A 23,687-nucleotide genomic window follows, 5' to 3' on the forward strand; every position below is an offset into this window, starting at 1 on the left:
ATAACAGAAACATAACGGGTCTAGGCCAAGCTTGGGTACCAGTTCACCGTCCCGTCGGCGCCCGGACCCCTCCGGGTCACCCGCCCCGAGGAGCGTGGCCGCCGTGAGACAGCAGAGCAGCGGCATACGTTTCGACGGGGTCTCCGTCACCTACGGCGGGACCACCGCCCTCGACTCCCTCACCCTGACCGTCGAGCCGGGCGAGGTGATGGCCCTGCTCGGGCCGTCCGGGTCCGGCAAGACGACGGCGCTGCGCGCGGTCGCCGGGTTCGTGCGGCCCACCGCGGGGCGGGTGTCGATCGGCGGGCGCGACGTCACGGACCTGCCGCCGTACCGGCGCGGCATCGGCATGGTCGTGCAGCAGTACGCCCTGTTCCCGCACATGCGGGTCGAGGACAACGTGGCGTTCGGGATGCGCGCCCGCAAGGTGCCCAAGCGGGAACTGCCCGAACGCGTCGCGGAGGCGCTCGACATGACGGGCATGGCCGCGTACGCCAAGCGCTACCCGCGCGAACTCTCCGGCGGGCAGCAGCAGCGCGTCGCCATCGCCCGCGCGCTCGCCGTCCGGCCCGACGTGCTCCTCCTCGACGAGCCGCTGTCCGCGCTCGACGCACAGCTCCGCTCCGGGATGCTGGCCGAACTGGGCCGCCTGCACCGCGAGTTGCCGGACGTCTCCATCCTCTACGTCACCCACGACCAGATCGAGGCGCTGACCCTGGCCGACCGGATCGCCGTCATGGACCAGGCGAAGCTACGGGACGTGGGGACGCCGCAGGACCTGTACCGCAGGCCGCGCACCGAGTTCACGGCGTCGTTCGTCGGCAACGCCAACCTGCTGCCCGTGACCGTGGGCGCCGAGCCCGGCTCGCTCTCCTTCGGCCGGGCCGAGCTGAAGGTGTCGGTCCCGCAGGCCCCGCAGGATCTCGCGTCCGGCGTCACCGCCACCCTGTGCGTCCGCCCGCACCTCGTCGGGCTCGGCGACGGGCCGAACTCCCTGACCGGCGAGGTCACCGAGGTGCAGTGGCGCGGCTCGACGCACCGGCTCCACGTCGACGTGGACGGCCACCGCGTCAAGGCCGACCTGCGCGAACTCCGCGAACCGCCCGCCCTCGGCGAACGGGTCACCGTGCACTTCGCACCCGAGGACGCCGTGCTCCTGGGCGCCGGGGTCGGCGTCGGGGAGGGCTCACATGGCTAGCGCCGCCACCCTCACCACGACGGCGAAAGCCGCGAGCAAGGCCCGTCGCAAAAGCGCGTCTTGGGCTTGGGCCCTGCCTCCCGTCATCGCTCTCGCGCTCGTCTTCCTCTACCCGCTCTGCCTCGTCGTGCAGCAGTCCCTCCAACCCGACACCGGCGGTACGTCCTTCGCGCCGTACGCCGACGTCTTCGCCTCCGCCGCGTTCCGCGAGGCGCTGTGGACGACCGTGTGGCTCGCCGTCGCCTCGACGGCCGGCTGCCTGGTGCTCGGGTTCGCGCTCGCGCTGGTCATCGCGTTCGTACCGTTCCCGGGCGGCCGGGCCGTCGCCAAGTTCATCGACGTGTTCCTCTCCTTCCCGTCCTTCCTGATCACGCTCGCCCTGCTCTTCGTGTACGGGCGGACGGGCCTCGCCAACGGCGCGTGGACCGGCGCGACGGGCGCGGCCACCGGCCCGTTCCAGTTCCTGACCACGCCGTGGGGCGTGCTGCTCGCCGAGATCACGTACTTCACGCCGTTCGTGATGCGACCGCTGCTCGCCGCGTTCTCCGGGGTCGACACCGCGCAGCTGGAAGTGGCGTCGTCGCTCGGCGCGCGGCCCGCCCGCATCGTGCGGCAGGTCATCCTGCCGGAGGCGCTGCCCGCGCTCGCCGCGGGCGGCAGCCTCGTCCTCGTCATGTGCCTCAACGAGTTCGGGATCGTCCTCTTCACCGGCGCCAAGGGCGTCACCACCCTCCCCACGCTCGTCTACAGCAAGGCGATCCTGGAGTCCGACTACCCGGGCGCCTGCGTCGTCGCCGTCGTCAACGTCCTGATCTCCGTCGGCCTCTACGGCCTCTACCGGGCGGTGAGCCGCCGGGCCGGAGCCACCGGACCCGCACAGGGGGTGTCCTCACGTGCTCGTGCATAGCAAAAGGGGCAAGTGGGCGGCGTGGACGGGGTTCTTCGTCCTCTTCCTGCCGCTCTTCGCCCTGCCGCTGCTCGTCGTCGTCGCCGCGTCCTTCGCCACCAACTGGTCCGGCGCCCTGCCCTCCGGCCTCACCGGCCACCACTACCAGGCGGCCACCAGCGGCGACGCGCTCACCGCCCTCACCACCAGCCTGATCACCGCCGTCACGGCGAGCGTCCTCGCCCTCGTCGTCGGCGGCTGGGCCGCACTGGCGGCGGCCGGCCTGCGCAAACGCGGGCGGCGCGCCATGGACGCCCTGTTCATGCTGCCCGTCGCCGTACCGTCCGTGGTCGTCGGGCTCGCCGTGCTGGTCGCGTTCAGCAAGCCGCCGGTGCTGCTCAACGGCACCCGCTGGATCGTGATCATCGCGCACACGATCCTCGTCACCGCCTTCGCCCACCAGTCCGTCTCGGCCGCGATCACCCGCCTCGATCCGGCCTACGAACAGGCCGCCGCCTCCCTCGGCGCCCGGCCCGCATACGTCCTGTTCAAGGTCAAGCTGCCGCTGCTCCTGCCGTCTCTCAACGCCGCCGCCGGGCTCTGCTTCGCCCTGTCCATGGGCGAGTTGAGCGCCACGATGATGCTCTACCCGCCGGACTGGATGCCGCTCCCCGTGCAGATCTACGCGACCACCGACCGGGGCGCGCTCTTCACCGGCTCCGCGATCGCGGTGGTCCTCATGGCCGCGTCGCTGCTCGTGCTGCTCGCGGTGTCCCGGCTGCGCACCAAAGCCTCGTACCGCTGACCGACCTCCTCAACGCCCCTCTCGCCAGCCCGCTAGGAGTTCCCTCGCCATGCCCACGCACACGCGCACCGCCGTCCGGACCGTCACAGCCGTCACCGGCGCTCTCACGCTCGCCGCCGCCCTCACCGCCTGCGGCGGCAGCTCCGCCGCGTCGGACGCGAAGGCCGTCACCGTCTACAGCGCCGACGGCCTCAAGGGCGAGAACGGGGACGGCTGGTACGACCAGGTCTTCAGGGACTTCACGAAGGCGACCGGCATCGAGGTCAAGTACGTCGAGGGCGGCTCGGGCGAGATGGTGCAGCGCGCCGTCCGCGAGAAGTCCCACACCCAGGCCGACGTGCTCGTCACCCTGCCGCCCTTCATCCAGCAGGCCGACAGCAAGGGCCTCCTCCAGAAGTACGCGCCCGAGGGCGCGGAGCACGTGGACGGCGCGGACAAGGCCGCCGGCGGTACCTGGACCTCCGTCGTCAACAACTACTTCGGCTTCGTCTACAACAAGAAGGAGCTGAGGAAGGCGCCCGCCACGTGGGAGGAGCTGCTCGACGGCGCGTACAAGAACAAGCTGCAGTACTCCACGCCGGGCGTCGCCGGTGACGGCACGGCCGTTGTCGTCAAGGCGATGCACGACTTCGGCGGCAAGGAGCAGGCGATGGCGTACCTGAAGCAGCTCCAGGCCAACAACGTCGGCCCGTCCGCCTCCACCGGCAAGCTCGCCCCCAAGGTCGACAAGGGCGAACTCCTCGTCGCCAACGGGGACGTGCAGATGAACTACGCCCAGTCCAAGGACATGCCGAACCTCGGCATCTGGTTCCCGAGGACCGAGGGCGGCAAGCCGACCTCCTTCGCCCTGCCCTACGCGGCGGGCCTGGTGAAGAACGCCCCGCACACCGCCAATGGCAAGAAGCTCCTGGACTTCATGCTGGCCACGAAGCAGCAGCGGGAGGTCAGCTCCATCGGCGGCGGCTTCGCGGCCCGGCAGGACGTCGAGGCCACCGACGAGAACGCCGTCGCGCTGGCCGCCGTCATGGACGGGGTCGAGATCTTCGAGCCCGACTGGGACGACATCGACAAGAACCTCCGGGCCTACGTGGAGGACTGGAAGTCCGCGACCGGCAGCTGACAGCCCCTCGGCCTGCCGGGCGGGCCCTCAGATCCGGTCGACGAGGTCCGCGATCGAGTCGACGACCTCGGTCGGCCGGAACGGGAAGCGCTCCAGCTCGGCCTCGGTGGTCAGCCCGGTCAGCACGAGGAACGTCGTCATCCCCGCTTCGAGTCCGGCGAGGACATCGGTGTCCATCCGGTCGCCGATCATCGCGCTGGACTCGGAGTGCGCCCCGATCGCGTTGAGCCCCGTGCGCATCATCAGCGGGTTCGGCTTGCCGACGAAGTAGGGCTCCTTGCCGGTCGCCTTGGTGATCAGCGCGGCCACGGAGCCGGTGGCGGGCAGGACGCCCTCGGTCGACGGCCCCGTGTTGTCCGGGTTGGTGGCGATGAACCGGGCGCCGCCGTTGATCAGCCGGATCGCCTTGGTGAGCGCCTCGAAGGAGTACGTGCGCGTCTCGCCCAGGATCACGAAGTCCGGGTCGGAGTCGCTGAGGATGTAGCCCACCTCGTGCAGGGCGGTGGTCAGACCCGCCTCGCCGATCACGTACGCGGTGCCGTTCGGGCGCTGGCTGTCGACGAACCGGGCGGTCGCGAGCGCCGAGGTCCAGATGTTCGCTATCGGGACTTCCAGGCCGATGCGGTTGAGCCGCGCGTGCAGGTCGCGTGCCGTGTACATCGAGTTGTTGGTGAGGACCAGGAACGGCTTCCCGGAGTCGCGCAGCTTCTTGATGAACGCGTCCGCGCCCGGGATCGGCACACCCTCGTGCATGAGGACGCCGTCCATGTCGGTCAGCCACGACTCGATGGGCTTGGGCTCAGTCATGAGGGCGGGCTCCTGCCGGTGTCGAACTCGATCTAGGGATGGCCATCGTATGCATGGTTTCCCCGGGTACCCCAGGATTCGCCCGGCGGCTCTCAGGATGCGGAAACCGGCCGGACGCGTGAACCTTCGAAGGTCAGGAGGTTCACGATGCGTGCAGGACCCTTTGCTCTGAGTGCCGCCGCCGCGGCCGCCGTCCTGGGGGCCGCGCCGGTCGCCGCCGACCCCGGTGGCCCCGGCACGGCCCCCGGGGACCCGGGCCGGATCGTCTCCGTCGAGCCCGCCGCCGCACGGGCGGGCTCCGACGTCGAACTGCGGATCAGCGGCTGCGACGGCGCCACGGGCCGGGCCCGCTCCGACGCCTTCGTCGCACCCGGCGTGCTCGCCCCCGCCACCGACGGCACCGTGCTCTCCTCCGACCGGCCGACGCTCTTCGCCGAGGCCCGCGTACGGTCGACGGTCGCCCCCGGCACCTACCGCATCCAGGTGACCTGCGGCGGCGCGGACGCCGAGCGCGCCGAGGACGTCCGGTTCGACGGGGTGCTCCGGGTCGTCGCCGAGGGCGGGGCGCCCGCCCCCGCGCCGACACCGACCGCGCTGGTGCACGCCGGGGGAGGGGGCGCCGCCACGCAGCTCGCGGCGCGCGCCGACAGCCCGCGGGCGACCGTCTCGGACGGGCCCGGCACCCGGCACGCCGTCATCGGGCTGATCCTCACCGCGATCGCGGCCGTCGCCGTCGCCTTCCGCACGGTCCGGCGCCGACGGGTGCCGCAGCCTCCCCGGGCCCCGCGGTAGGGGCGCGCCATGAGCGACCGTTCGCACGGCGTGGGACGCCTCGTCACGGGGGTGGCCTGGGCGGTGGTCCTGCTCGGCCTGTGGCTGTGGGGCCGCGGCATCACCGACCTGAACCTCTCCTCGCCGACCACCGGGGACGCGGCCGCCGTCGGCCGGCCCTTCCAGGTCCAGCTCCCCGCCGCGCACGTACCCGTCAAGGCGGCGAAACCGCAGCGCGTCGACATCGCGCCGCTGGACATCCAGGCGCCCGTGGTCGCCCGCGGTCTGGACGGCGGCGGCGCCGTCGACCCGCCGCCCTACGACCAGGCGGGCGTCGTCGGCTGGTACGGGGGCGGGGCGCGGCCGGGCGAGCGCGGCACGGCCGTCTTCGTCGGGCACGTCGACACCGAGAAGCGGCCCGCGGTCTTCTACCGGCTGAGCCGGGCCCGCTCGGGTGACACGGTGCGGGTGGTGCGCGACGACGGCTCCGTCGTCCGGTTCACCGTCGACGACGTGCAGGTCTTCTCCCGCAAGACGTTCGACGCGCACAAGGTGTACGGGCAGCACCACGAGGGGCGCGCGGAGCTGCGGCTCATCACCTGCGGCGGCACGTTCGACAAAACGTCGCGGTCGTACACCGCGAACGTGGTCGTCTCCGCCTATCTGACCGGAGTGGACGAGCCATCTGGAAAGCCGTCCTGACATATGCGGCACCGAGTCCGGTCGGCGGCCCGCTCCCCCCGGAGCCGCCGACCGGACTGGTCCTCGACCGCGCGCGCTGCGGATTGCGGGAGTAACCCGGCGTCGGCGCGGGAGGTTCGGAGAAGATCCGACCGGTCCTGGAAGTCCAGCGCGCCGAGGTCTGGGGCCGCTGGAACCGACTGTAGAACGGATGTGCCGTTCAGCCTAGAGGGCGTTTGACACCACGTACGAGCCCGGTCGCTGTCCGTGGTCACCGCAGGTGACGGGCGGTTGCCAAGCGAATCCGCCCGCACCGCCCCAGGAGGCGCCCACGACACGCCCCGCCGCGCGGCGCGTCCCGCCCGGACCGGTCGCAGGCGAACCCCGCGCGTCCGCCCGCACCGCTTCGACCTCCTGCGGACGCCGTCCGGAGTGCGGGCGCGGGTCACCGCTCAGCACGCTTGCCGGCCGCCCGCCCGGCCTGTCTCTGGCAATTGCCAAAAGCATGTGCCATCTCGCGCCCCTGTACAGGGCGTGAGCATCCCGGCGTCGGACACAGTGTCGAGAATGCGGGCGGCGGCCTGTGCGATCGCCAATCCCCGCCGCTACCCCGTATGACCGACATGGGCCATGTGCCACGATTGGAATATCAGGACAGAGTGCACCCAAGGGGGAGTGGATGTACCGGAAACTGAGGGCCGGGGCAGTCCTGGCGGGGGCAGCGGCGCTGCTCGTCTCCGCGTGCTCCTCGGGAGGCGGGGACGGCGGGGACGGGGCGGACGCGGCGGACACTGCGAAGCAGCCGGTGACGCAGCGGCCCAAGGGCGAGGACCCGTTCTGGGTCAACCCCGACAGCAAGGCCGCGCGGGCCCTCGCCGACCTGGAGAAGAGCGGGAAGAGCGACGAGGCCCGCGCCGTCCGCGCCATCGCCGAACAGCCCGGCGGCGAATGGCTCCTGCCGGAGAACGCGGAGAGCCAGGCGCGCGGCTTCACCGAGGCCGCGCGGAAGGCCGACCGGAACGCCCTGCTCGTCCTCTACAACATCCCGCACCGCGACTGCGGCCAGTACTCGGGCGGCGGCGCCGCCGACGGTAACGCCTACCGGGCCTGGATCGACGAGGTCGCCGCCGGTATCGGCGACCGGCCCGCGACCGTCGTCCTGGAGCCCGACGCCGTCCAGCACATGGTGGACAACTGCACCCCGCAGCAGTTCCACGAGGAGCGCTACGACCTGCTCAAAGGCGCGATCGGCAAGCTGACGGCGCTGCCGGAGACCACCGTGTACCTGGACGCGGGCAACGCGCGCTGGGGCAGGCCCGACGCGATCTTCCAGGCGCTCCAGCGCTCCGGCGTCGACCAGGCAGACGGCTTCGCGGTGAACGTGTCGAACTTCTACTCCACCGACGACTCCGTGCGGTACGGCAAGGAGCTGTCGGCGAAGGTCGGCGGCAAACCGTTCGTCGTCGACACGAGCCGCAACGGGAACGGGCCGTACACGGGCGGTGCCGCCGACGAGCGCTGGTGCAACCCGCCGGGCCGCGCCCTCGGCGAGACCCCGACCACGCGGACCGGGGACCCGCTGGTCAAGGCGTATCTGTGGGTCAAGCGGCCCGGTGAGTCGGACGGTGAGTGCAAGGGCGGCCCGAAGGCGGGCGAGTGGTGGGGCGCGTATGCGACGAAGCTTGCCAAGGCCGGTCAGTAGAACTCGCCCAAGCCGGTGAGTAGAAGCCGGTGAGTAGAAGCCGGTGAGTAGAAGCGGTGCGCGCGGCAGGGGCGCGGGGTTCGATCCCCGCGCCCCTGCCCGCTTCAACGCCCCGTCCGGCTACGGCACGCGCACCCACCGCGCCTTGCTGGGCGTGCCCTCGTCGTCCGTCACGAAGAGCATGTACCAGCCCGACTCGACCAGCGACCGGCTCTTCGGCACGGTCACGGTGACCGAGCCGGCGCGTTTTCGCAGGCCGAGCGCGATCGACGTCTGGTCGACGTCCGTGACGTGCGTGGACGCGCCCGGCCTGATCAGCCGCGCCGCCTCGATCGAGGACGCGTGCCGCGTCGCGTACGTCGCCGAACCGCCCCGCGCGATCGTCCTCTCCCCGCCCGACAGGGACGGGCGCGAACTCCGGTACAGGTACGGCGGCGTGTAGATCTCCAGGCGCTGCTCGAAGACGCCGGGCTTGGTGTTCGCCTTGTCCGCGTAGAGCGAGTCCGAGCCGAAGAACAGCACGCGCCCGTCGGGCAGGAGCAGCGACCCGGAGTGGTAGTTGCGGCCCACCAGCGGGTCGGCGACGCGCTTGAACGACCTGGTTCTTGTGGAGTAGAGGCGCGCCTGGCGGATGTTGGAGTCACCGCGCCCGCGGTAGTCCTCGGAGCCGCCGGAGACAAGGACCGAGTCGTCGGGCAGGACCGAGGCCTGCGGATAGCGCGTGCCCTTCTCCAGGCGGGGACCGTCGACGAAGCGCGGGCTCGTGTCCCTGAGGTCCACGATCCGGGTCTTCCTGCTGGCCAGCCGGGACTCGCCGACCCCGCCGCCGCCGATCACCATGTACGTCTGGCGCTGCGCGGGCGGCAGTTCGACGGTGTTGGCCGTCTCCATCATGCCGGGGTCGGAGAGGCCGGGGATCTTCCGGAACCTGTTGGTCGCCAGGTCCCAGACGCCGGGCGTGCGGCCCACGTTGTCCGGGCCGTAGCCCGCGTTGGCGCCCGAGTAGAAGATCTTGCCGTTCTCCAGCTGGAACAGCGCCGGGTAGGTCGGGAACTGGCGGATGTCCTTGAGGTACGTCCATGTCCTCGTCCTCGGGTCGAACACCTCGTTCTTGCCGGGCACGAGCTGCCCGATCTCGTCGAGGCCGGAGACGGAGAGGACCTTGCCGTCCGAGAGTGTGGTCAGCGTGGGGTACCAGCGCGCCTCGTTCATCGGGTCGACCTTGATGTACTTCTCGGCGACCGGGTCGAACTCGTAGGCGTCCTTGATCCCCTGGAAGTCCTTCTTGTCGAGGGCGAGCTTCTGCGCGATGCCGTACACGTTGCGGGTGTCGGAGCCGGTCAGGCCCCGCACCCGGTAGTTGTCCTGGGTGCCCGTCTCGTACTTCGCGCCGGACCTCTGCGCCTCGACGTAGACGCGGGCGATGCCCGGGTCGTTGCGCAGGAACCGGCCCGTCCTCGGGTCGAAGACCTTCTTCGCGCGCTCGACGGTGATGTTGACGTCGGAGACGAACGTCTTGCCGTTCTCCTTGCCGGTGAACCGTGTGCCCGCTCTGACGGTCTTGGGCTCGTCCGGGTCCTCGTTGTGGACGATCATCAGGCCGCCGGCCTTGGTCACGTCGCCCTTGAGCTTCTCGTACTTCTTGGTGCCGCCCGCGATCAGCAGGTTCCCGTTCGCCAGCTGCGTGTGGCCGGTGCAGAACAGGTCGGTCGGCGTGGGGACCTTCTTGACGGTCTTCCTCACCGGGTCGTACAGCCGGGTGTCGAACTTCTTGGCGTCGAAGTTCTTCTGGTTGTTCCCCGACCCCGCCACCAGCAGGATCTTCCCGGTGTGGAGCAGCGCCGCGTGGATCGTGTTGAGGCGCATGTCCGCGGGGAGGTCGACGACGTCCCACTTGCCGTTCGCGGCCTTGTACTCGGCTCTGTTGATCTTGTACGAGTGGTACTCGGCCGAACCGAACCGGTACAGCCAGGGCCCGTTCATCCCCGCGAGCGCCAGGACCACCACGGTGCCGAGGGCTATGCGCCGCGCACGGCGGCGACTCGCACCGTCCTTCACGTGTCACGTCCCGCCGGGGAGATCCGCGCGGACGCCGTCGCGGCCGGTGGCCTCCGCTTCTTCCTCTCCTGGCGGACCATGTACCGCCAGACGGCCATGGGCAGCGCGGTGATCAGCAGGGCGAAGCCCGCCCAGGTGACCATCGCCGGGTGGGCGTGCCCGCAGACGAAACCGGCGGCGATCGACCCGGCGAAGACCACGATGAAGTACCAGTGGTAGCGGAAGGTCCCGAACCAGCGGTCGGGGCTGGCCGAGTCGCCCTTCGGCGTGACCACGAACTTGCTCCTGCGGCGCAGCGCGGCGTCGATCAGCGCTTTCGCGTAGAGCGGCGCGGAGAGCGCGGACATCACCATCCCGGCGACGCCGCCGGAGCCCTCCGGCTCGTGCGGGGAGACGTTGTGCCGCCGGTTCCAGATGTAGAGGCCGATCTGGAGCGCGGAGGCGTTGCCGTAGAGCATCAGCCAGACGGCCGGGTCGATGTTGACGCCGGAGGCGCCGAGCCCGAGGAAGAGCGCGCAACTCAGCGCCGCGAGGATCCAGTTCAGCGCGGCCATCGGATAGAAGATGATCATCATGGTGTAGTTGAAGAGCCTGCTCGGGGGGAGCGTGAAGAAGCCCTTCCAGAACTGCTTGAGGATCGTCTCGTACGTACCGCGCGACCAGCGCATCTGCTGCGTGAAGAAGTCCGTCCAGGCGCTCGGCCCCTCCCCGACGGCGAGCACGTCCGGGGTGTACACGGAGCGCCACTTCCGCCCCGTGGCCGGGTTCTTGTGGCGGTGGATCTCGAACCCGGTCGCCATGTCCTCGGTGATCGAGTCGTACAGGCCGCCGATCTGCTGCAGCGCCTTGACGCGGACGGCGTTCGACGTGCCGACGAACATGGGCGCGCCGTAGCGGTTGCCCGCGCGCTGGACCAGCGCGTGGAAGAGGAACTGCTGGGACTCGGCGGCCTTGGTGACGAAGTTGTCGTAGTTGCCGTAGACCTGCGGGCCGATGACGAAGCCGACGTCCGGGTCGCGGAAGAAGCCGAGCATCCGCTCCAGGTAGTTGGGCATCGGCACGTGGTCGGTGTCGACCGAGGCGAAGTAGTCGTAGGCGTCGCCGTGCGCGTCCAGCCAGGCGTTGTAGTTGCCGTGCTTGGTCTTCGCGCGGTGCGGCCCCTTCGGCCGGTTCCACCTCGCGACGCCCTTGCGGGAGAAGTGGTGCACGCCGAGCCGCGCGCAGACGGCCTTCACCTCGGCGTCGTCGCCCTCGTCGAGCAGCCAGATGTGCAGCAGGCCCTGGTGGCGCAGCTCGACCGCCGCCTCCAGGGTCTTCGTCACCATCTCGATCGGCTCCTTGCCGGGCACGAACGAGGTCAGGAAGGCGACCCGCGTTCCGGTCTCGGGCACCACCGGGACCGGGTCGCGGGCGACGAGGGTGGCGTGCGCGTTCGACAGCACGTTCATGCAGCGGAACAGCTCGATGAGGCCGATCGCGACCAGCATCACGACGTCGAGCGCGGGCAGGAAGTCGTGTTCCACGTAGTCGCGCTCGGTCCAGTGCTCGGGCTGGAGCAGCCAGAACAGCAGGACGAGGGAGAGGAGCGGGGCGGCCCCGAGCATCAGGGCGGCGCGGATCCGGTGCGGTTCCTGCGAGAGCAGCGAGCGGTAGCGGACCTTGTACGGCTTGTCCGGGTCCGGCTGGGTGAGGGGCCCCGCGAGCCTGCTGTGGTGCTCGTAGTCGTAGCGGGGGAGCGACGTCTTGATGCGTCTGAGCCCTGTGGTGCGGTGCGGCGGTATTCGGAGCTGCGTCGTCTCGGACGGGTCGAACTCCGGCCGGGCGCCTGTCGGCGTCGACGTCATGAGGCATCCCCCAGCACGCGAACCACCGCGTGGTCGTCGGTCTCGTCCGGGTGGGTCTCCCGCGATCCGTCCCGGACGTGTCAGTGGCCGGGCCGCCGTCCCACTCCTGTGAAGACCGGCGACCGAGCCTTCCCGGTTGCAGGACGCCCCCCTCGGCATCGCCCGGCGGCCGGGGCCCCCACCCCCGTCTGCGGCTGTCGGGCCGACTGCAACTCCCGTGACCCGAAAGCCCTGTTACGGCTTTACCGGGTCATATTGGACCCCATTGCACCTTAATACCGCTATTGCCGCTCAATTACGTCATCGACTCCAGATCAGGGTGCTGCGCCCGCACCTTGATCGCAAGGCGTTACGTCTGCAAAAACGGTGTTTCAGCGGTCTTGGCGCGGAGTCGCGGCCAGCCGGAGGCGGATGTTGGAGAAGTGGTCCCGTATGGCCCGCTCGGCCCGGATCACCTCGCCCGAGCGCACGGCGTCCAGGATCTCCCGGTGCTGACGGCAGGTCACCTCCGGGTCCTGCGGCACGTCCACCAGATCCGTGCGCACCCGGTGGAACGCCTCCCAGAACGCCTCCATCACCTCTACGAGGAGGGGGTTGCCCAGGCCCCTGTAGAGCGTGGCGTGGAAGGCCCGGTCGGTGGCGGCGCTGACGGCCCCCTCCGGCGACCCGGCCTCCTTCTCCATCTGGCCCACCAAGGCGTCGAGTTCGGCCAGGTCGGGCTCGGGCACGCGCCCGGCGAGCCGCGCGACCAGCCCCGTCTCCACGGCTTCCCGCAGCTCCAGGAGTTGCAGCAGGCTGTCCTCGCCGCGGTAGTGCCCCGCGACGGTACGGAAGGCGAGCCCCTCGATCATCGGCGCCATCGACATCGGGCCCACATAGGTCCCGAAGCCGTGCCGGATCTCCACGATCCCCATCGCCTGAAGCGCCTTCAACGCCTCCCGCACCGAATTCCGGCTGACCCCGAGCAGCTCCATCAACTCGGGCTCGGTGGGCAACGAGGCCCCCGGCGGCAGCCGCCGCTCGACGATCAGCCTCTTGATCCGCTCCTGAAGGTCACGCGCCATGGGGCAACGGTAGCGGCACCCCCCACCCCGAGACCCACCTCACAGCAACGCCACAGGCTACGCACAGAAACGCGCGGCCCCGGGCAAGGCAAAAGACCCCCCGTTCTCACGGAGGGCCTTCGCTGTCTGTGCGCCGCCAGGGACTCGAACCCCGGACCCGCTGATTAAGAGTCAGCTGCTCTAACCAACTGAGCTAGCGGCGCCTGCTGACCTGCATAACTTTACCCGACCTCCCGGGGTGCTCCTGACCACTCGACGCGCCGGGGCGAAGCCCGATTTGTATGGATTTCCACCTTTTGGACCGTCAACATGCGTTATGCGTAGACAGTTGAGACGCTTTCCGCGTGCGAAAACGTGGCTCAGAAGTTCAGCAGCCGGCACCGGAGTGTGAGGGGAATCGCATGGATCACCTGGAGGCGCCGGTCTTCGCGGAGACCGACCCGCCGAGCGACTGCGACTGCGCGGGCTGCGCCCAGTGGCGCTCCACCCTCACCTCCCTGCCGCGCACCAAGATCACCCCCCGGCACGCCCTGGCCGTCGCGGCCGCCGCCGGCACCGTCATCAGCGCGCTCCCCGCCGCGGCGGCAGCCGTCGAGCACCATGAGGCAAGACCGGGCGACCCCGACCCCGCCGCAGGCCGGACCACCCCGCAGGGCGGCACCAGCCCCCTCAACGGAGCCCCGGGAACCAGCGGAGCCCCCGGCGCCGCCGCGCAGACCGTGCACCTCGCCAAGCAGAGCACCCTGCGCACCACCTCCCGGGCCGCGATCATCAGCCGCGCGAAGACGTGGGTCGATGCGAAGGTCCCGTACAACATGAACAAGTACTGGCGGGACGGCTACCGCCAGGACTGCTCCGGCTACGTCTCCATGGCCTGGGACCTGCCCCGCAACGAGTGGACCGGCAGCCTCGCCGCCTTCGGCACCCGCATCACCAAGGCGGAGCTGCAGCCCGGCGACATCCTGCTGTTCCACAACCCGGCCAACCCGGAGAAGGGCTCGCACGTCACGATCTTCGGCGGCTGGACCGACTACTCACGGACCCGGTACGTCGCCTACGAGCAGACCCGCCCGGGCACCCGTACGCAGGCGACCCCGTACGCGTACTGGAGCAATTCCGGCCGCTACGTCCCCTACCGCTACAAGGCGCTCCAGGAGGACGGCCCCGTGGGCACGGGCACGCAGGCGGCGACGGGCGTCCGGTTCCCGGGCAGCACCTCCTTCGGGCCCGGCGCGAACAACGCGTACGTCACCCGGCTCGGGCAGCTCCTCGTGGAGCGCGGCGGCAAGCGGTTCTACCGGGAGGGTCCTGACTCGCGCTGGACCGACGCGGACCGCAGGGCGACCCAGGCCTTCCAGCGGGCGCAGGGCTGGACCGGCAAGGACGCGGACGGTCTGCCCGGGCCGGTGACCTGGGCTTATCTCATCAACGGCAAGGGCAAGGACATCCCCGGCGCGGGCTCCTCGGGGACCACGGGCGCGCCCGCGTTCCCGGGGGTGGCGAAGTTCCGCCCCGGCGCGAGCAACGCCTCGGTGACGCGGCTCGGCGAACAGCTCGTAAAGAAAGGTTTCGGCGCTCACTACAAGCAGGGTCCCGGCCCGCGCTGGAGCGAGGCGGACCGCCGCAACGTCGAGGCGTTCCAGCGTGCCCAGGGCTGGACCGGCAAGGACGCCGACGGCTACCCGGGCCCCGAGACCTGGCGACGGCTCTTCTCGTGACGGCGCTGCGCGACAGGCGGACGGCGCACAGCGGGGACGACAGCACACCCAACGCGAAGACGAAGACGAAGACGAAGACGAGGACGAGCATGAGCACGACCACGGACCCCACGACGGAACAGACCATGGCGCCACCGGCCCCGGCCATGGCGGGCGAACCGGTACAGACCATGGCGCCACCGGCCCCGGCGATGGCGGGCGAACCGGTACAGACCGTGGTGCCACCGGCCCCGGCCATGGCGGGCGAACCGGTACAGACCGTGGTGTCGCCCGCCCCGCCCGCGACGGACGACCCCGTACGAGAGAAGCGCACGGCCCCCGACCTCGGGGCCGGCGCCGTCCTCGGCCGTGGGGCCCGCGTCATCCGCAACGAGACGACCACCGAGATCCCCGTCCACCTGCTCTTCCGGGACGACCCGGCACCCGTGGCCGTACCGGTGCGCGCCGCCGTCGTCGGCACGGGCACCCGCGCCCGGCCCACGTCACCCCCCTACACGGCGGCAGCCCACGCGCATCCGGACACGCCGGCGCCCGCGCGCTCCGTGCCCTCCGCCGACCCCGAGCTGGTGGAGCGGCCGGGCCGCGTGCTCCCCGGCGCCGTCGGCGTCCTCGGCGGGCTCGCCGGGGCGGCCGGTGCGGTGGCGGCCCTGGGCTGGGCCGGGATGCTGCCGCGCATCATGACGCGGATCGCCGGGCTGCCCGGGTACGAGGGGGTGGGCCTCGGCCCGTACCAGTGGGCGGCGCTCGCGGGCTCCGGCGCGCTCGCGCTCCTGGGCTTCGGCGGGCTCGCCCGGGGCCGGACGGGACGGGCCCTCGTGCTCACCCTGTGCGGCCGCTACCGGGGCAGTGTGCGCAGGTCCGGGCTGCTGTGGCTGAACCCGCTGCTGCTGCGGCGCCGGATCGACCTGCGGCTTCGGCACTGGCGCAGCGAGGGGATGCCCGCGGTCGACGCGAACGGGGTCGCGCTGCGCGTCGTCGTCCTCGTCGTGTGGCGGGTCAGGGACAGCGCGCGGGCGGCGCTCGGCATCGAGGACCACGAGGAGTACCTGCGCGAGTGCGTCGAGGCCGCCGTGGCGGGGGTCCTCTCGCAGTTCCCGGCCGACGCGCCCACGACCGCCGCGCAGGGCGCGGCCCCGACCCTGCGCAACACCGAGGCGGTCGCCGATCTGCTGACCCGGCGCCTCGCCGCGGACACCGAGGCGGCCGGCATCGAGGTCTTCTCGGCGCAGCCGACCCGTGTCGAGTACGCGCCCGAGCTGGCGGCCGTGATGCGGCGCCGCCGGATCGCGGCGCTCGACGCGCAGCACCGCGACACCGTGCTCACCTCCGTCGTCGACTCGGTCGAGGACACGGTGGCGCGGCTGACCACGCGGGGCCTGGTCGATCTCGACGACTACGAGCGCAAGGCGCTCGTGAAGGACCTGACCGTGGCGTTCTACACCGGGCGCGGGGAGTAAAGGGCAAAGCAAAGGGAGGACCAACTTTTGTATGGACACGGCCAACCGCCGCCCATACATTGGTGGTTGGTCTAGACCTGAAGAACAGAAACTGAACAACGCTGTGCGCACAGCTACCGGTACTCCCCACACCCCCAGGAGCGGCAGCATGCGAAACAAGAAGACCTACGCGGCTTTGATCGGCCTCACTACTGCGGGGGCGTTCGCGCTTTCGGCCGGTGGGGCGAGCGGTCACGGCTACACCGACCTGCCCATCAGCCGGCAGAAACTCTGCGCCAACGGCTCCGTCAGCGGCTGCGGCAACATCCAGTGGGAGCCGCAGAGCGTCGAGGGGCCCAAGGGCTTCCCGGCGGCCGGGCCCGCCGACGGCCAGATATGCTCCGCCAACCACGGCGAGTTCGCGCAGCTCAACGCGGCCAAGCAGCCCAACGGGCAGGCCTGGCCGACCACCAAGGTGACCGGCGGGCAGAACTACACGTTCCGCTGGCAGTTCACCGCGCGGCACTCCACCACGGACTTCCGCTACTACGTCACCAAGAACGGCTGGGACGAGAGCAAGCCGCTCACCCGCGCCGCGCTGAACACCACACCGTTCCTCACGGTGCCCTTCAGCGGACAGCCGCCGGCCACGCTCTCGCACTCCGGCGCCCTGCCCACCGGCAAGTCCGGCCACCACGTGATCCTCGCGGTGTGGACGGTCGCGGACACGGCGAACGCGTTCTACGCCTGCTCGGACGTCACGTTCTGACCCTGAGTCCGAGTCGGGCCCGGCTCGCTTGAGGCCCCCGCGCGCCGCCCGCGCCCACACGGGCGGGCGGCGCGCGGGGGAGTCCGTGCTGTGCGCTGCCTCCCTTTCTGACGGCGCGTCAATTATGGTGCGCCGCCATGGGACCCACGACGCACACCTTCGCGGAGTTCGTCCAGGAACGCTGGGGCGACCACAGGACCGGACTCGCCTACGAGGACCAGGTCCTCAGCCACCACCAGCTCGCTTCCGGGGCGGCGGCTCGGGCCGCGCTCCTCGCCGAGCTGCTGCCGCGCGGCGCCGCACCGCACGTCGGGGTGCTGCTCGACAACACGCCCGAGTTCGTGCACTGGCTGGGCGCGGCCGCGCTCGCCGGGGCGGCCGTCGCCGGGATCAACCCGACCCGGCGCGGCGCCGAGCTGGCCCGCGACATCACCCACACCGAGTGCCGTGTGCTCGTCACGGAGCGGGCCCGGCTGCCGCTGCTCGACGGGCCGGCGCTGCCCGGCGTCCGGGTCCTGGTCACGGACGACGCCGCGTACGCCGATCTGCTCGCGCCGCACGAAGGCGCCGAGCCGGAGATCGCGGCCGGGGTCGGGCCCGGCACCCGTATGCTCCTCTACTTCACGTCCGGGTCGACGGGCGCGCCCAAGGCGGCGATCTGCACGCAGGGGCGGCTCGCGGCGGCCGGACGGTCCCTGGCCGCCACCTTCGACGTCCGCGCGGACGACGTCCACTACCTCTGCATGCCCCTCTTCCACGGCAACGCCGTCATCGCCGGCTGGGCGCCCGCCATGGCCGCCGGGGCCGGGGTGGCGCTGCGCCGCCGCTTCTCCGCGTCCGCGTTCCTGGACGACGTGCGACGGTTCCGCGCGACCTACTTCACGTACGTCGGCCGGGCCGTGCAGTACATCCTGGCCACCGAGGAGCGGCCGGACGACCGGGACAACCCGCTGCGGGTCGGGTTCGGCACGGAGGCCGGGGCGGTGGACGCGGGCCGCTTCGAGGAACGGTTCGGGGTGCGGCTCGTCGAGGGGTACGGGTCCTCCGAGGGCGGCGCCGCCGTACAGCGCACCGCCGACACGCCGCCCGGCGCGATCGGGCGCGGGGTGCCCGGGGGCGACCTCGTGGTGCTCGACCCGGCGACCGGGGCCGAGTGCCCTCCGGCGGTGTTCGACGCGGGTGGCGCCCTCCTGAACGGGGCCGAGGCGATCGGGGAGCTGGTCAACCGCGGGCGGTCGTCGTTCGAGGGGTACTGGCGCAACGACGCGGCGTACGCGGAGCGCGTGCGCGGTGACGGCTGGTACTGGACCGGTGACCTCTTCTACCGGGACGCGGCCGGGTTCCTGTACTTCGCCGGGCGCGGGGACGACAAGATCCGCGTCGACGGCGAGAACCTCGCCCCGGCGATGATCGAGAACATCCTCGCCCGCTGGCCGGGCGCGGCGGCCGTCGCCGTGTACGGGGTCCCGGACCCGGTCTCCGGGGACCAGGTGATGGCGACGCTGGCCCTCCGCGCCCGTTTCGCCCCGCGCTCCTTCGAGGCGTTCCTGGCGTCGCAGCCCGACCTCGGCACGAAGATGGCGCCGCGCTTCATGCGTCTGGTCGATCACATACCGGTGACGGCAACGAACAAGATCCGCCGCGCCGAACTGCGCCGCGCAGGCTTTTGGAGCGGCGGCGACATCTGGTGGCGCCCGCCGTCCGAGACGGCCTACCGCCGCCTGACCCCGGCCGACCGCACCGCCCTCACCACGTCCTTCCGTACCCACGCCCGTACGGCCCTCATGACACCCCCATCCCCCTGATGGTCACAGGCACCCCTCCGGACCAGGTACTATTTTCTTGTCAGCAGGCGCCGCTAGCTCAGTTGGTTAGAGCAGCTGACTCTTAATCAGCGGGTCCGGGGTTCGAGTCCCTGGCGGCGCACAGACAGTGAAAGGCCCTCCGTGAGAGCGGGGGGTCTTTTGCGTGCGGCTGCTCGTGCCCTCGGCTAGATCGTCAGCGACAGCAGGACCGGGGCCGCGCTCTTGTTCAATCGTTTCGCCGCGTCGTGGAGGCGGTGGGCCCGTTCCAGCGGCAGGGAGAGGGCCAGGCAGCCGACCGCCGAGCCCGCCGTGATGGGGACCGCCGCGCAGACCGTGCCCACGGCGTACTCCTGGATGTCGAGGACCGGGACCGTCGCCGGCTGGGTGGCGAGCCTGGAGAGCAGGATCTTCTCGTTGGTGATGGTGCGCGAGGTGAGGCGGGCCATCTTGTGCCGGGAGAGGTGGTCGCGCCGCCCGTTCAGGTCGAGCTGGCCGAGGAGGCTCTTGCCGACGGCGCTGGCGTGCGCGGAGACCCGGAAGTCGACCCACTCGTTGACCGCGGGGGCCTCGGGCCCGGCCGCGTACTGGGTGATGCGGACCTCGCCGTCGATGTACCGGCTGATGTAGACCGCCGCGCCGACGCGGTCCCGCAGCTCGTCGAGGGTGCGCTGGAGCTTGGCGGTGAGCGCCGCCGCGTTCCCGTCGGCCGAACCGATCCTGCTCAGGGTCTCGCCGGTGACGTAGGCGCCGTCGGCGGTCTGCTCGACGTACCCCTCGCGGCGGAGCATCCGCAGAAGGCCGGTGAGCTGGTCGGAGGGGAGCCCGGTGACGCGCGCCAGCTCGGCGTCGGCGATGCCGGTGGCGTGATGGGCGACGGCCTCCAGGACACGCAGCGCATGCTGCACCGACCGGTGCGGCTGCCGCGGCCGGTGGCCCGGCGCGTCCTGCTCGTGCTTCAGCGCCACGGCATCCCCCTGCAAGGACCGGTTCCGGACAGCTGGCTGGCTGGCTCCCTCCACGATAGCCGTCAACACCCCCAAGAGGGGCGGAGGTTGCGGTATTCGGTGGCGCATTCCGAGCCTCTCAGCAGGAACGCGCCACCGTGGCATATGCCAGAGTCATGCACCGTACGGGTAAGCGGAGCGAATACGCCCGCGCTCGAAGAACCGCCCGGCGGGCCGCCCGGCGGACGGCCCGGCGGACCGCTCAGAGCACCGCGCTGAGGAACTCCCTGGTCCGCTGGTGGTCCGGCTCGTTGAAGATCTTGTCCGGGGTGCCCGACTCCAGGACGTGGCCCGAGTCGAACATGAGGACCTGGTCCGAGATGTCGCGGGCGAAGTTCATCTCGTGCGTGACGCAGAGCATCGTGATGTCCGTCGTGTGCGCGATGTCGCGGAGGACATCGAGCACGCCCGCCACCAGCTCGGGGTCGAGCGCCGAGGTCACCTCGTCGAGGAGCAGCACCTGCGGCCGCATCGCGAGGGCCCGCGCGATGGCGACCCGCTGCTGCTGGCCGCCCGAGAGCTGCGTCGGGTACGCGTCGGCGCGGTCACCGAGGCCGACCATGTCGAGCAGCTCGCGGGCCCGCTGCTCCGCCTCGTCCTTGGAGAGGCCGAGCACGGTGACCGGCGCCTCCATGATGTTGCGGAGGACCTTCATGTTCGGGAAGAGGTTGAACTGCTGGAAGACCATCCCGATGTTCTTGCGGACCTCGCGGATGTGCTTCTCGCCGGCCGGGACGAGCTTGCCGTTCTTCTGCTCGTGGGTGAGGTACTCGCCGCCCACCTTGATCGTGCCCTCGTCCGGCTTGAGCAGCGTCATGAGCAGCCGCAGGATCGTCGTCTTGCCGGAACCCGACGGGCCGATCAGGGTGACGTGCTTGCCGGAGGCGACGGAGAAGTCCAGCTCGTCGAGGACGGTGTTGCCGCCGAACCGCTTCACGACCTTCTCGAAGCGGATCAGTTCGGTGCCGTCCACGGCCGGATTGGGCTGGTCTTTCGAAAGGTTCGCGTCAGTGGACAAGGCGGCGCTCCAGGGATCGCAGGAGAAGGGAGGCGAGGTAGGAGATGACGATGAAGGCGACACCGACGACCGTCAGGGCCTCCGTGTACTGGAACGTCTTGGCCGCCTCCAGGCGCGAGCGCTGGAGCAGCTCCAGGACACCGATGCCCGCGAGCAGCGGCGTGTCCTTCAGCATCGCGACGACGTAGTTGCCGAGCGCGGGCACGACGCGGCGGATCGCCTGCGGCAGGATGACCGCCGTCCACGTCTTGCCGTACGGGAGGCTGAGCGCGCGGGCGGCTTCCCACTGGCCGACCGGCACGGCCTCGATGCCCGCGCGGTAGACCTGCGCGGTGTACGTCGAGTAGTGCAGGCCGATCGCGACGACACCGGTGGTGAACGCGGAGAACTGGATCCCCGCCTCCGGCAGCACGAAGTACAGGAAGAACAGCTGGACCAGGAGCGGCGTGTTGCGGATGAACTCCGTGATCGCGCCGACGGGCCAGCGGATGAAGCGGGTGGGCGCCCGGAAGGCGAGCGCCCAGACCAGGCCGACGCTGAAGGAGATCAGCGAGCCGTAGAGGAGGATCTGGAGGGTGACGAGGAGGCCGTCCCAGAAGTGCGGCATGAAGTCGCTGACGGCGGACCAGTCCCAGTTGTCCGCGGCGATGGTGGTCACAGGGCTCACCTGACCCACCTGGCTCACGTCGCTCACAGGGCCGCACCTCCCGTCTCGTTCTGGCGGCGCAGGTCGAGCTTGCGCATGACACCCGCGCCGCGCTCGGGCCGCTGCCCGATGCCCGCCTTGGTCTTGCGCTCCAGGGCCCGCATTCCGCGGGTGAGGATGAACGCGAGGACGAAGTAGATGACGAGCGTGAGCGAGTAGATCTCCGTGCTCTCGGTCGTCGCGAGCCGCACCAGATAGGCGGCGAAGGACACGTCACCGATGCCGAGCAGCGACACCAGGGCCGTGCCCTTGAGCAGCTCGATCAGCAGGTTCGAGAACGGCGGGATCATCTCCGGCACCGCCTGCGGCAGCAGGATGAGCCGCATCCGCTGCCACGGCGTGAAGCTCAGCGCGACCCCCGCCTCGCGCTGCGCGGGCGCCACCGCGTTGAGGGCGCCACGGACGATCTCGGCACCGTACGCGCCGTAGGACAGACCGAGCGCGAGGACGGCCGCCCACATCGGGACGAGGGACCAGCCCGCGAGCTGCGGCAGGACGAAGAAGATCCAGAACATCAGGACCAGGGCGGAGGTGCCCCGGAATATCTCGGTGTAGAGGCCGGCGACGAACCGGACGATCCACAACCGGTGCGTGCGCGCCATGCCGACGCCGAAGGCGACGACGGTCGCCAGCGCCGCGCTGTAGAGGGTGAGCTGGATGGTGATCCAGATGCCCGGCAGCACCCAGTGTTCCCACAGTCCGGCGGTCATCGGCACAGCTCCTCGGCGGTCAGCGTCGTCATCTCCGCCTTGGTGAAGCCGAACGGCTGGAGGATGCGGAACAGTTCGCCGCTCTTCTTCATCTTGTGGATCTCGACGTTGAAGGCGTCCCGCAGCTTGGTGTCGGTGGGGCGGAAGGTGAAGCCGCCGCCGTCGACGTGCTTCCTGCCGTCGACCGTGGGCGCGAACGGCTCGGTGTGCTCGGCCTTGCTGCTCTTCTTGGTGACCTCGCGGGTGGTGAGCGCGGTGCCCGCGAACACGTCGATACGGCCCGCCTCCACGGCGTTGAGCCCCGCCACCTGGTCCTGGAGGATGACGATGTCGGACTCCTTGTACCCGGCGTCCACGGCGTAGCCGATCTCCGCGTACCCGGTGCCGGTGCCGAACTTGGCCTTGGCCTTCACCACGTCGGCGTAGTTGTGCAGGTTCTTCGGGTTGCCCTTGCGCACGATGAACGAGTCCAGCATCTGGTACTCGGGGTCGGCGAAGATGACCTGCTGACAGCGTTCCTTGTTGATGTACATCCCGGCGGACACGACGTCGAACTGCTGCGTGTTCAGACCGGGGATGAGCGAGGCGAAGTCGGTCGCGACCGGCTGGACGTGGCCGACACCGAGCCGTTTGAAGATGACCTTGGCGAGTTCCACCGCCTCGCCGGTGAACTCCCCGTCGTCGTTGATGTACCCGTAGGGCACCTCGCCCGCGATGCCCAGGCGTACGGTCCCCTGCCCCTGCAGCCGCGCGAGCGTGTCGCCCTTCGGTACCTGGCTGCATCCCGCCGCTCCCAGAGCGCCCAGTGCGCCGAGCGCACCCGCCCCCGCGAGCAGTGACCGCCTGCGAAGAGTTCGTCTCTCGGCAGGCTCTTTCCTACGTATGTGAGTTGGTGGAGCCATGGGCGCGCGGCTACCCGACCCGACTCGACTTATGCCGATGAATTCACGCCGCATTCAGCTGGCGTGTGGTGCGTACACACGGGTGGTGCGCTCTTGACCGCGCGGGGTGAATGAGGCGGAGCATGGGGCGCATGGCTGACTCAAGCGGCGCCCCCGACCGGTTCATCGACGTCACCCTGGCCGCGCGGGGCGTGACCTGCACGGCGAAACTCCTCACCGACCGCGCCCCGCTCACCTGCGCGGCGGTCTGGGACGCCCTGCCCCTCGTCTCCGACGTCTACCACGCCAAATACGCCCGGAACGAGATCTACGCCCTGTTCCCGGCATTCGCGCCACAGGAGCCCCCGCTGGAGAACCCGACGGTCACACCCATCCCGGGCGACCTGTGCTATTTCTCCTTCAACGGGACACAGTTGGGGTCGCGCTCGTACGGGTACGGCGAAGGCGCCTCGCTCGCCGCCGACACCCCCGTGGTCGACCTGGCCCTCTTCTACGAGCGCAACAACCTGCTGCTGAACGGGGACGTGGGGTGGGTGCCCGGCATTGTGTGGGGGCAGGTGGTGGAGGGACTGGAGGGGATGGCGGAGGCGTGCCAGGACCTTTGGCGGTCGGGGGCGGTGGGGGAGACGCTGCGGTTCGCAAAATCAAGCCCCTCCGGCGCTTGAGGAGCGGGGTCCGGGGCG

21 protein-coding genes and 2 tRNA genes are annotated in these 23,687 nt (G+C 70.7%); 13 read left to right on the forward strand and 10 right to left on the reverse strand.

What is annotated here, in order from left to right; all coding sequences use genetic code 11:
• Positions 1-103: 103 nt before the first annotated feature.
• The 4 genes from N5I75_RS21210 to N5I75_RS21225 are packed head-to-tail and all read left to right on the forward strand — an operon-like array spanning position 104 to position 4,009.
• A complete protein-coding gene (locus tag N5I75_RS21210; RefSeq protein WP_476679454.1) occupies positions 104-1,198 on the forward strand; it encodes an ABC transporter ATP-binding protein in 1,095 nt (364 codons plus the stop codon).
• Positions 1,191-2,105, forward strand: a complete 915-nt coding sequence (locus N5I75_RS21215; protein ID WP_476679455.1) for a 2-aminoethylphosphonate ABC transporter permease subunit — start codon at positions 1,191-1,193, stop codon at positions 2,103-2,105. Before N5I75_RS21210 ends, N5I75_RS21215 begins: the two co-directional genes overlap by 8 nt.
• On the forward strand, positions 2,092-2,889 hold the full coding sequence (locus N5I75_RS21220; RefSeq protein ID WP_476679456.1) for an ABC transporter permease: 798 nt from the start codon (positions 2,092-2,094) through the stop codon (positions 2,887-2,889). Before N5I75_RS21215 ends, N5I75_RS21220 begins: the two co-directional genes overlap by 14 nt.
• A gap of 49 nt (positions 2,890-2,938) precedes the next feature.
• Positions 2,939-4,009, forward strand: coding sequence for a 2-aminoethylphosphonate ABC transporter substrate-binding protein (locus tag N5I75_RS21225; protein ID WP_476679457.1), 1,071 nt, complete (start codon positions 2,939-2,941; stop codon positions 4,007-4,009).
• A 27-nt stretch (positions 4,010-4,036) separates the two neighbouring features.
• Here N5I75_RS21225 and N5I75_RS21230 read toward each other — a convergent pair whose 3' ends face one another.
• Positions 4,037-4,816 carry an HAD-IIA family hydrolase gene (locus N5I75_RS21230; protein WP_476679458.1) on the reverse strand — a complete coding sequence of 260 codons (780 nt, stop codon included), beginning with the start codon at positions 4,814-4,816 and terminating at the stop codon, positions 4,037-4,039.
• Between the two features lie 147 nt (positions 4,817-4,963).
• On the opposite strand from N5I75_RS21230, the gene N5I75_RS21235 reads away from it, so the two are divergent.
• The 3 genes from N5I75_RS21235 (at position 4,964) to N5I75_RS21245 (ending at position 7,970) form a co-directional block, all read left to right on the forward strand.
• Positions 4,964-5,608, forward strand: a complete 645-nt coding sequence (locus N5I75_RS21235; RefSeq protein ID WP_476679459.1) for a hypothetical protein — start codon at positions 4,964-4,966, stop codon at positions 5,606-5,608.
• A 9-nt stretch (positions 5,609-5,617) separates the two neighbouring features.
• Positions 5,618-6,289, forward strand: a complete 672-nt coding sequence (locus tag N5I75_RS21240; protein WP_476679460.1) for a class F sortase — start codon at positions 5,618-5,620, stop codon at positions 6,287-6,289.
• Between the two features lie 658 nt (positions 6,290-6,947).
• Complete coding sequence (locus N5I75_RS21245; protein WP_476679461.1) at positions 6,948-7,970, forward strand: glycoside hydrolase family 6 protein; 1,023 nt, start codon at positions 6,948-6,950, stop codon at positions 7,968-7,970.
• A 120-nt stretch (positions 7,971-8,090) separates the two neighbouring features.
• Here the strand turns inward: N5I75_RS21245 and glxA are convergent, their stop codons facing one another.
• From glxA to N5I75_RS21265, 4 genes are all read right to left on the reverse strand, one after another.
• Positions 8,091-10,028 (reverse strand): radical copper oxidase GlxA, encoded by a 1,938-nt coding sequence (gene glxA / locus N5I75_RS21250; RefSeq protein WP_476679462.1) that lies wholly within the window; start codon positions 10,026-10,028, stop codon positions 8,091-8,093.
• Positions 10,025-11,872: a glycosyltransferase family 2 protein gene (locus tag N5I75_RS21255; protein ID WP_476679463.1), complete on the reverse strand. Its 1,848-nt coding sequence runs from the start codon at positions 11,870-11,872 to the stop codon at positions 10,025-10,027. Before N5I75_RS21255 ends, glxA begins: the two co-directional genes overlap by 4 nt.
• Before the next feature lie 371 nt (positions 11,873-12,243).
• Positions 12,244-12,936 carry a FadR/GntR family transcriptional regulator gene (locus N5I75_RS21260; protein ID WP_476679464.1) on the reverse strand — a complete coding sequence of 231 codons (693 nt, stop codon included), beginning with the start codon at positions 12,934-12,936 and terminating at the stop codon, positions 12,244-12,246.
• Positions 12,937-13,065: 129 nt separating this feature from the next.
• A tRNA-Lys gene (locus N5I75_RS21265) sits at positions 13,066-13,139 on the reverse strand.
• Between the two features lie 207 nt (positions 13,140-13,346).
• On the opposite strand from N5I75_RS21265, the gene N5I75_RS21270 reads away from it, so the two are divergent.
• The 5 genes from N5I75_RS21270 to N5I75_RS21290 all read left to right on the forward strand — a co-directional run bounded on the left by N5I75_RS21270 (position 13,347) and on the right by N5I75_RS21290 (position 18,785).
• Entirely contained in the window at positions 13,347-14,654 is a 1,308-nt protein-coding gene (locus N5I75_RS21270) for a peptidoglycan-binding protein (protein WP_476679573.1), read from the forward strand.
• Positions 14,655-14,743: 89 nt separating this feature from the next.
• Entirely contained in the window at positions 14,744-16,111 is a 1,368-nt protein-coding gene (locus tag N5I75_RS21275; protein ID WP_476679465.1) for an SPFH domain-containing protein, read from the forward strand.
• Positions 16,112-16,259: 148 nt separating this feature from the next.
• Positions 16,260-16,859: a lytic polysaccharide monooxygenase auxiliary activity family 9 protein gene (locus N5I75_RS21280; protein ID WP_476679466.1), complete on the forward strand. Its 600-nt coding sequence runs from the start codon at positions 16,260-16,262 to the stop codon at positions 16,857-16,859.
• Positions 16,860-16,996: 137 nt separating this feature from the next.
• Entirely contained in the window at positions 16,997-18,664 is a 1,668-nt protein-coding gene (locus N5I75_RS21285) for an AMP-binding protein (RefSeq protein ID WP_476679467.1), read from the forward strand.
• A 47-nt stretch (positions 18,665-18,711) separates the two neighbouring features.
• Positions 18,712-18,785, forward strand: a tRNA-Lys gene (locus N5I75_RS21290).
• A 64-nt stretch (positions 18,786-18,849) separates the two neighbouring features.
• Here the strand turns inward: N5I75_RS21290 and N5I75_RS21295 are convergent.
• The 5 genes from N5I75_RS21295 to ehuB all read right to left on the reverse strand — a co-directional run bounded on the left by N5I75_RS21295 (position 18,850) and on the right by ehuB (position 23,004).
• Positions 18,850-19,629: an IclR family transcriptional regulator gene (locus N5I75_RS21295; RefSeq protein ID WP_476679468.1), complete on the reverse strand. Its 780-nt coding sequence runs from the start codon at positions 19,627-19,629 to the stop codon at positions 18,850-18,852.
• A gap of 241 nt (positions 19,630-19,870) precedes the next feature.
• Complete coding sequence (gene ehuA, locus N5I75_RS21300; protein WP_476679469.1) at positions 19,871-20,641, reverse strand: ectoine/hydroxyectoine ABC transporter ATP-binding protein EhuA; 771 nt, start codon at positions 20,639-20,641, stop codon at positions 19,871-19,873.
• 34 nt (positions 20,642-20,675) lie between these two features.
• Entirely contained in the window at positions 20,676-21,293 is a 618-nt protein-coding gene (ehuD, locus tag N5I75_RS21305) for an ectoine/hydroxyectoine ABC transporter permease subunit EhuD (protein WP_476679574.1), read from the reverse strand.
• A gap of 83 nt (positions 21,294-21,376) precedes the next feature.
• Positions 21,377-22,102, reverse strand: coding sequence for an ectoine/hydroxyectoine ABC transporter permease subunit EhuC (gene ehuC, locus N5I75_RS21310; RefSeq protein WP_476679470.1), 726 nt, complete (start codon positions 22,100-22,102; stop codon positions 21,377-21,379).
• On the reverse strand, positions 22,099-23,004 hold the full coding sequence (gene ehuB, locus N5I75_RS21315) for an ectoine/hydroxyectoine ABC transporter substrate-binding protein EhuB (protein ID WP_476679471.1): 906 nt from the start codon (positions 23,002-23,004) through the stop codon (positions 22,099-22,101). Before ehuB ends, ehuC begins: the two co-directional genes overlap by 4 nt.
• A gap of 131 nt (positions 23,005-23,135) precedes the next feature.
• Here ehuB and N5I75_RS21320 point away from each other — a divergent pair, with 131 nt between their 5' ends.
• The gene (locus N5I75_RS21320; protein ID WP_476679472.1) at positions 23,136-23,669 is read left to right on the forward strand and encodes a DUF3830 family protein; all 534 of its coding nucleotides are present in this window, start codon (positions 23,136-23,138) and stop codon (positions 23,667-23,669) included.
• Positions 23,670-23,687: the final 18 nt, after the last annotated feature.

The sequence above is a fragment of the Streptomyces sp. R818 genome (assembly GCF_056172735.1).

Coding starts and splice junctions, on each gene's coding strand:
- ehuB (WP_476679471.1), bottom strand. CDS start 23,004: ATGGCTCCACCAACTCACATACGTAGGAAAGAGCCTGCCGAGAGACGA.
- N5I75_RS21225 (WP_476679457.1), top strand. CDS start 2,939: ATGCCCACGCACACGCGCACCGCCGTCCGGACCGTCACAGCCGTCACC.
- N5I75_RS21255 (WP_476679463.1), bottom strand. CDS start 11,872: ATGACGTCGACGCCGACAGGCGCCCGGCCGGAGTTCGACCCGTCCGAG.
- N5I75_RS21280 (WP_476679466.1), top strand. CDS start 16,260: ATGCGAAACAAGAAGACCTACGCGGCTTTGATCGGCCTCACTACTGCG.
- ehuC (WP_476679470.1), bottom strand. CDS start 22,102: ATGACCGCCGGACTGTGGGAACACTGGGTGCTGCCGGGCATCTGGATC.
- N5I75_RS21260 (WP_476679464.1), bottom strand. CDS start 12,936: ATGGCGCGTGACCTTCAGGAGCGGATCAAGAGGCTGATCGTCGAGCGG.
- N5I75_RS21235 (WP_476679459.1), top strand. CDS start 4,964: ATGCGTGCAGGACCCTTTGCTCTGAGTGCCGCCGCCGCGGCCGCCGTC.
- N5I75_RS21285 (WP_476679467.1), top strand. CDS start 16,997: ATGGGACCCACGACGCACACCTTCGCGGAGTTCGTCCAGGAACGCTGG.
- N5I75_RS21215 (WP_476679455.1), top strand. CDS start 1,191: ATGGCTAGCGCCGCCACCCTCACCACGACGGCGAAAGCCGCGAGCAAG.
- N5I75_RS21240 (WP_476679460.1), top strand. CDS start 5,618: ATGAGCGACCGTTCGCACGGCGTGGGACGCCTCGTCACGGGGGTGGCC.
- N5I75_RS21320 (WP_476679472.1), top strand. CDS start 23,136: ATGGCTGACTCAAGCGGCGCCCCCGACCGGTTCATCGACGTCACCCTG.
- N5I75_RS21230 (WP_476679458.1), bottom strand. CDS start 4,816: ATGACTGAGCCCAAGCCCATCGAGTCGTGGCTGACCGACATGGACGGC.
- N5I75_RS21275 (WP_476679465.1), top strand. CDS start 14,744: ATGAGCACGACCACGGACCCCACGACGGAACAGACCATGGCGCCACCG.
- N5I75_RS21245 (WP_476679461.1), top strand. CDS start 6,948: ATGTACCGGAAACTGAGGGCCGGGGCAGTCCTGGCGGGGGCAGCGGCG.
- ehuD (WP_476679574.1), bottom strand. CDS start 21,293: ATGCCGCACTTCTGGGACGGCCTCCTCGTCACCCTCCAGATCCTCCTC.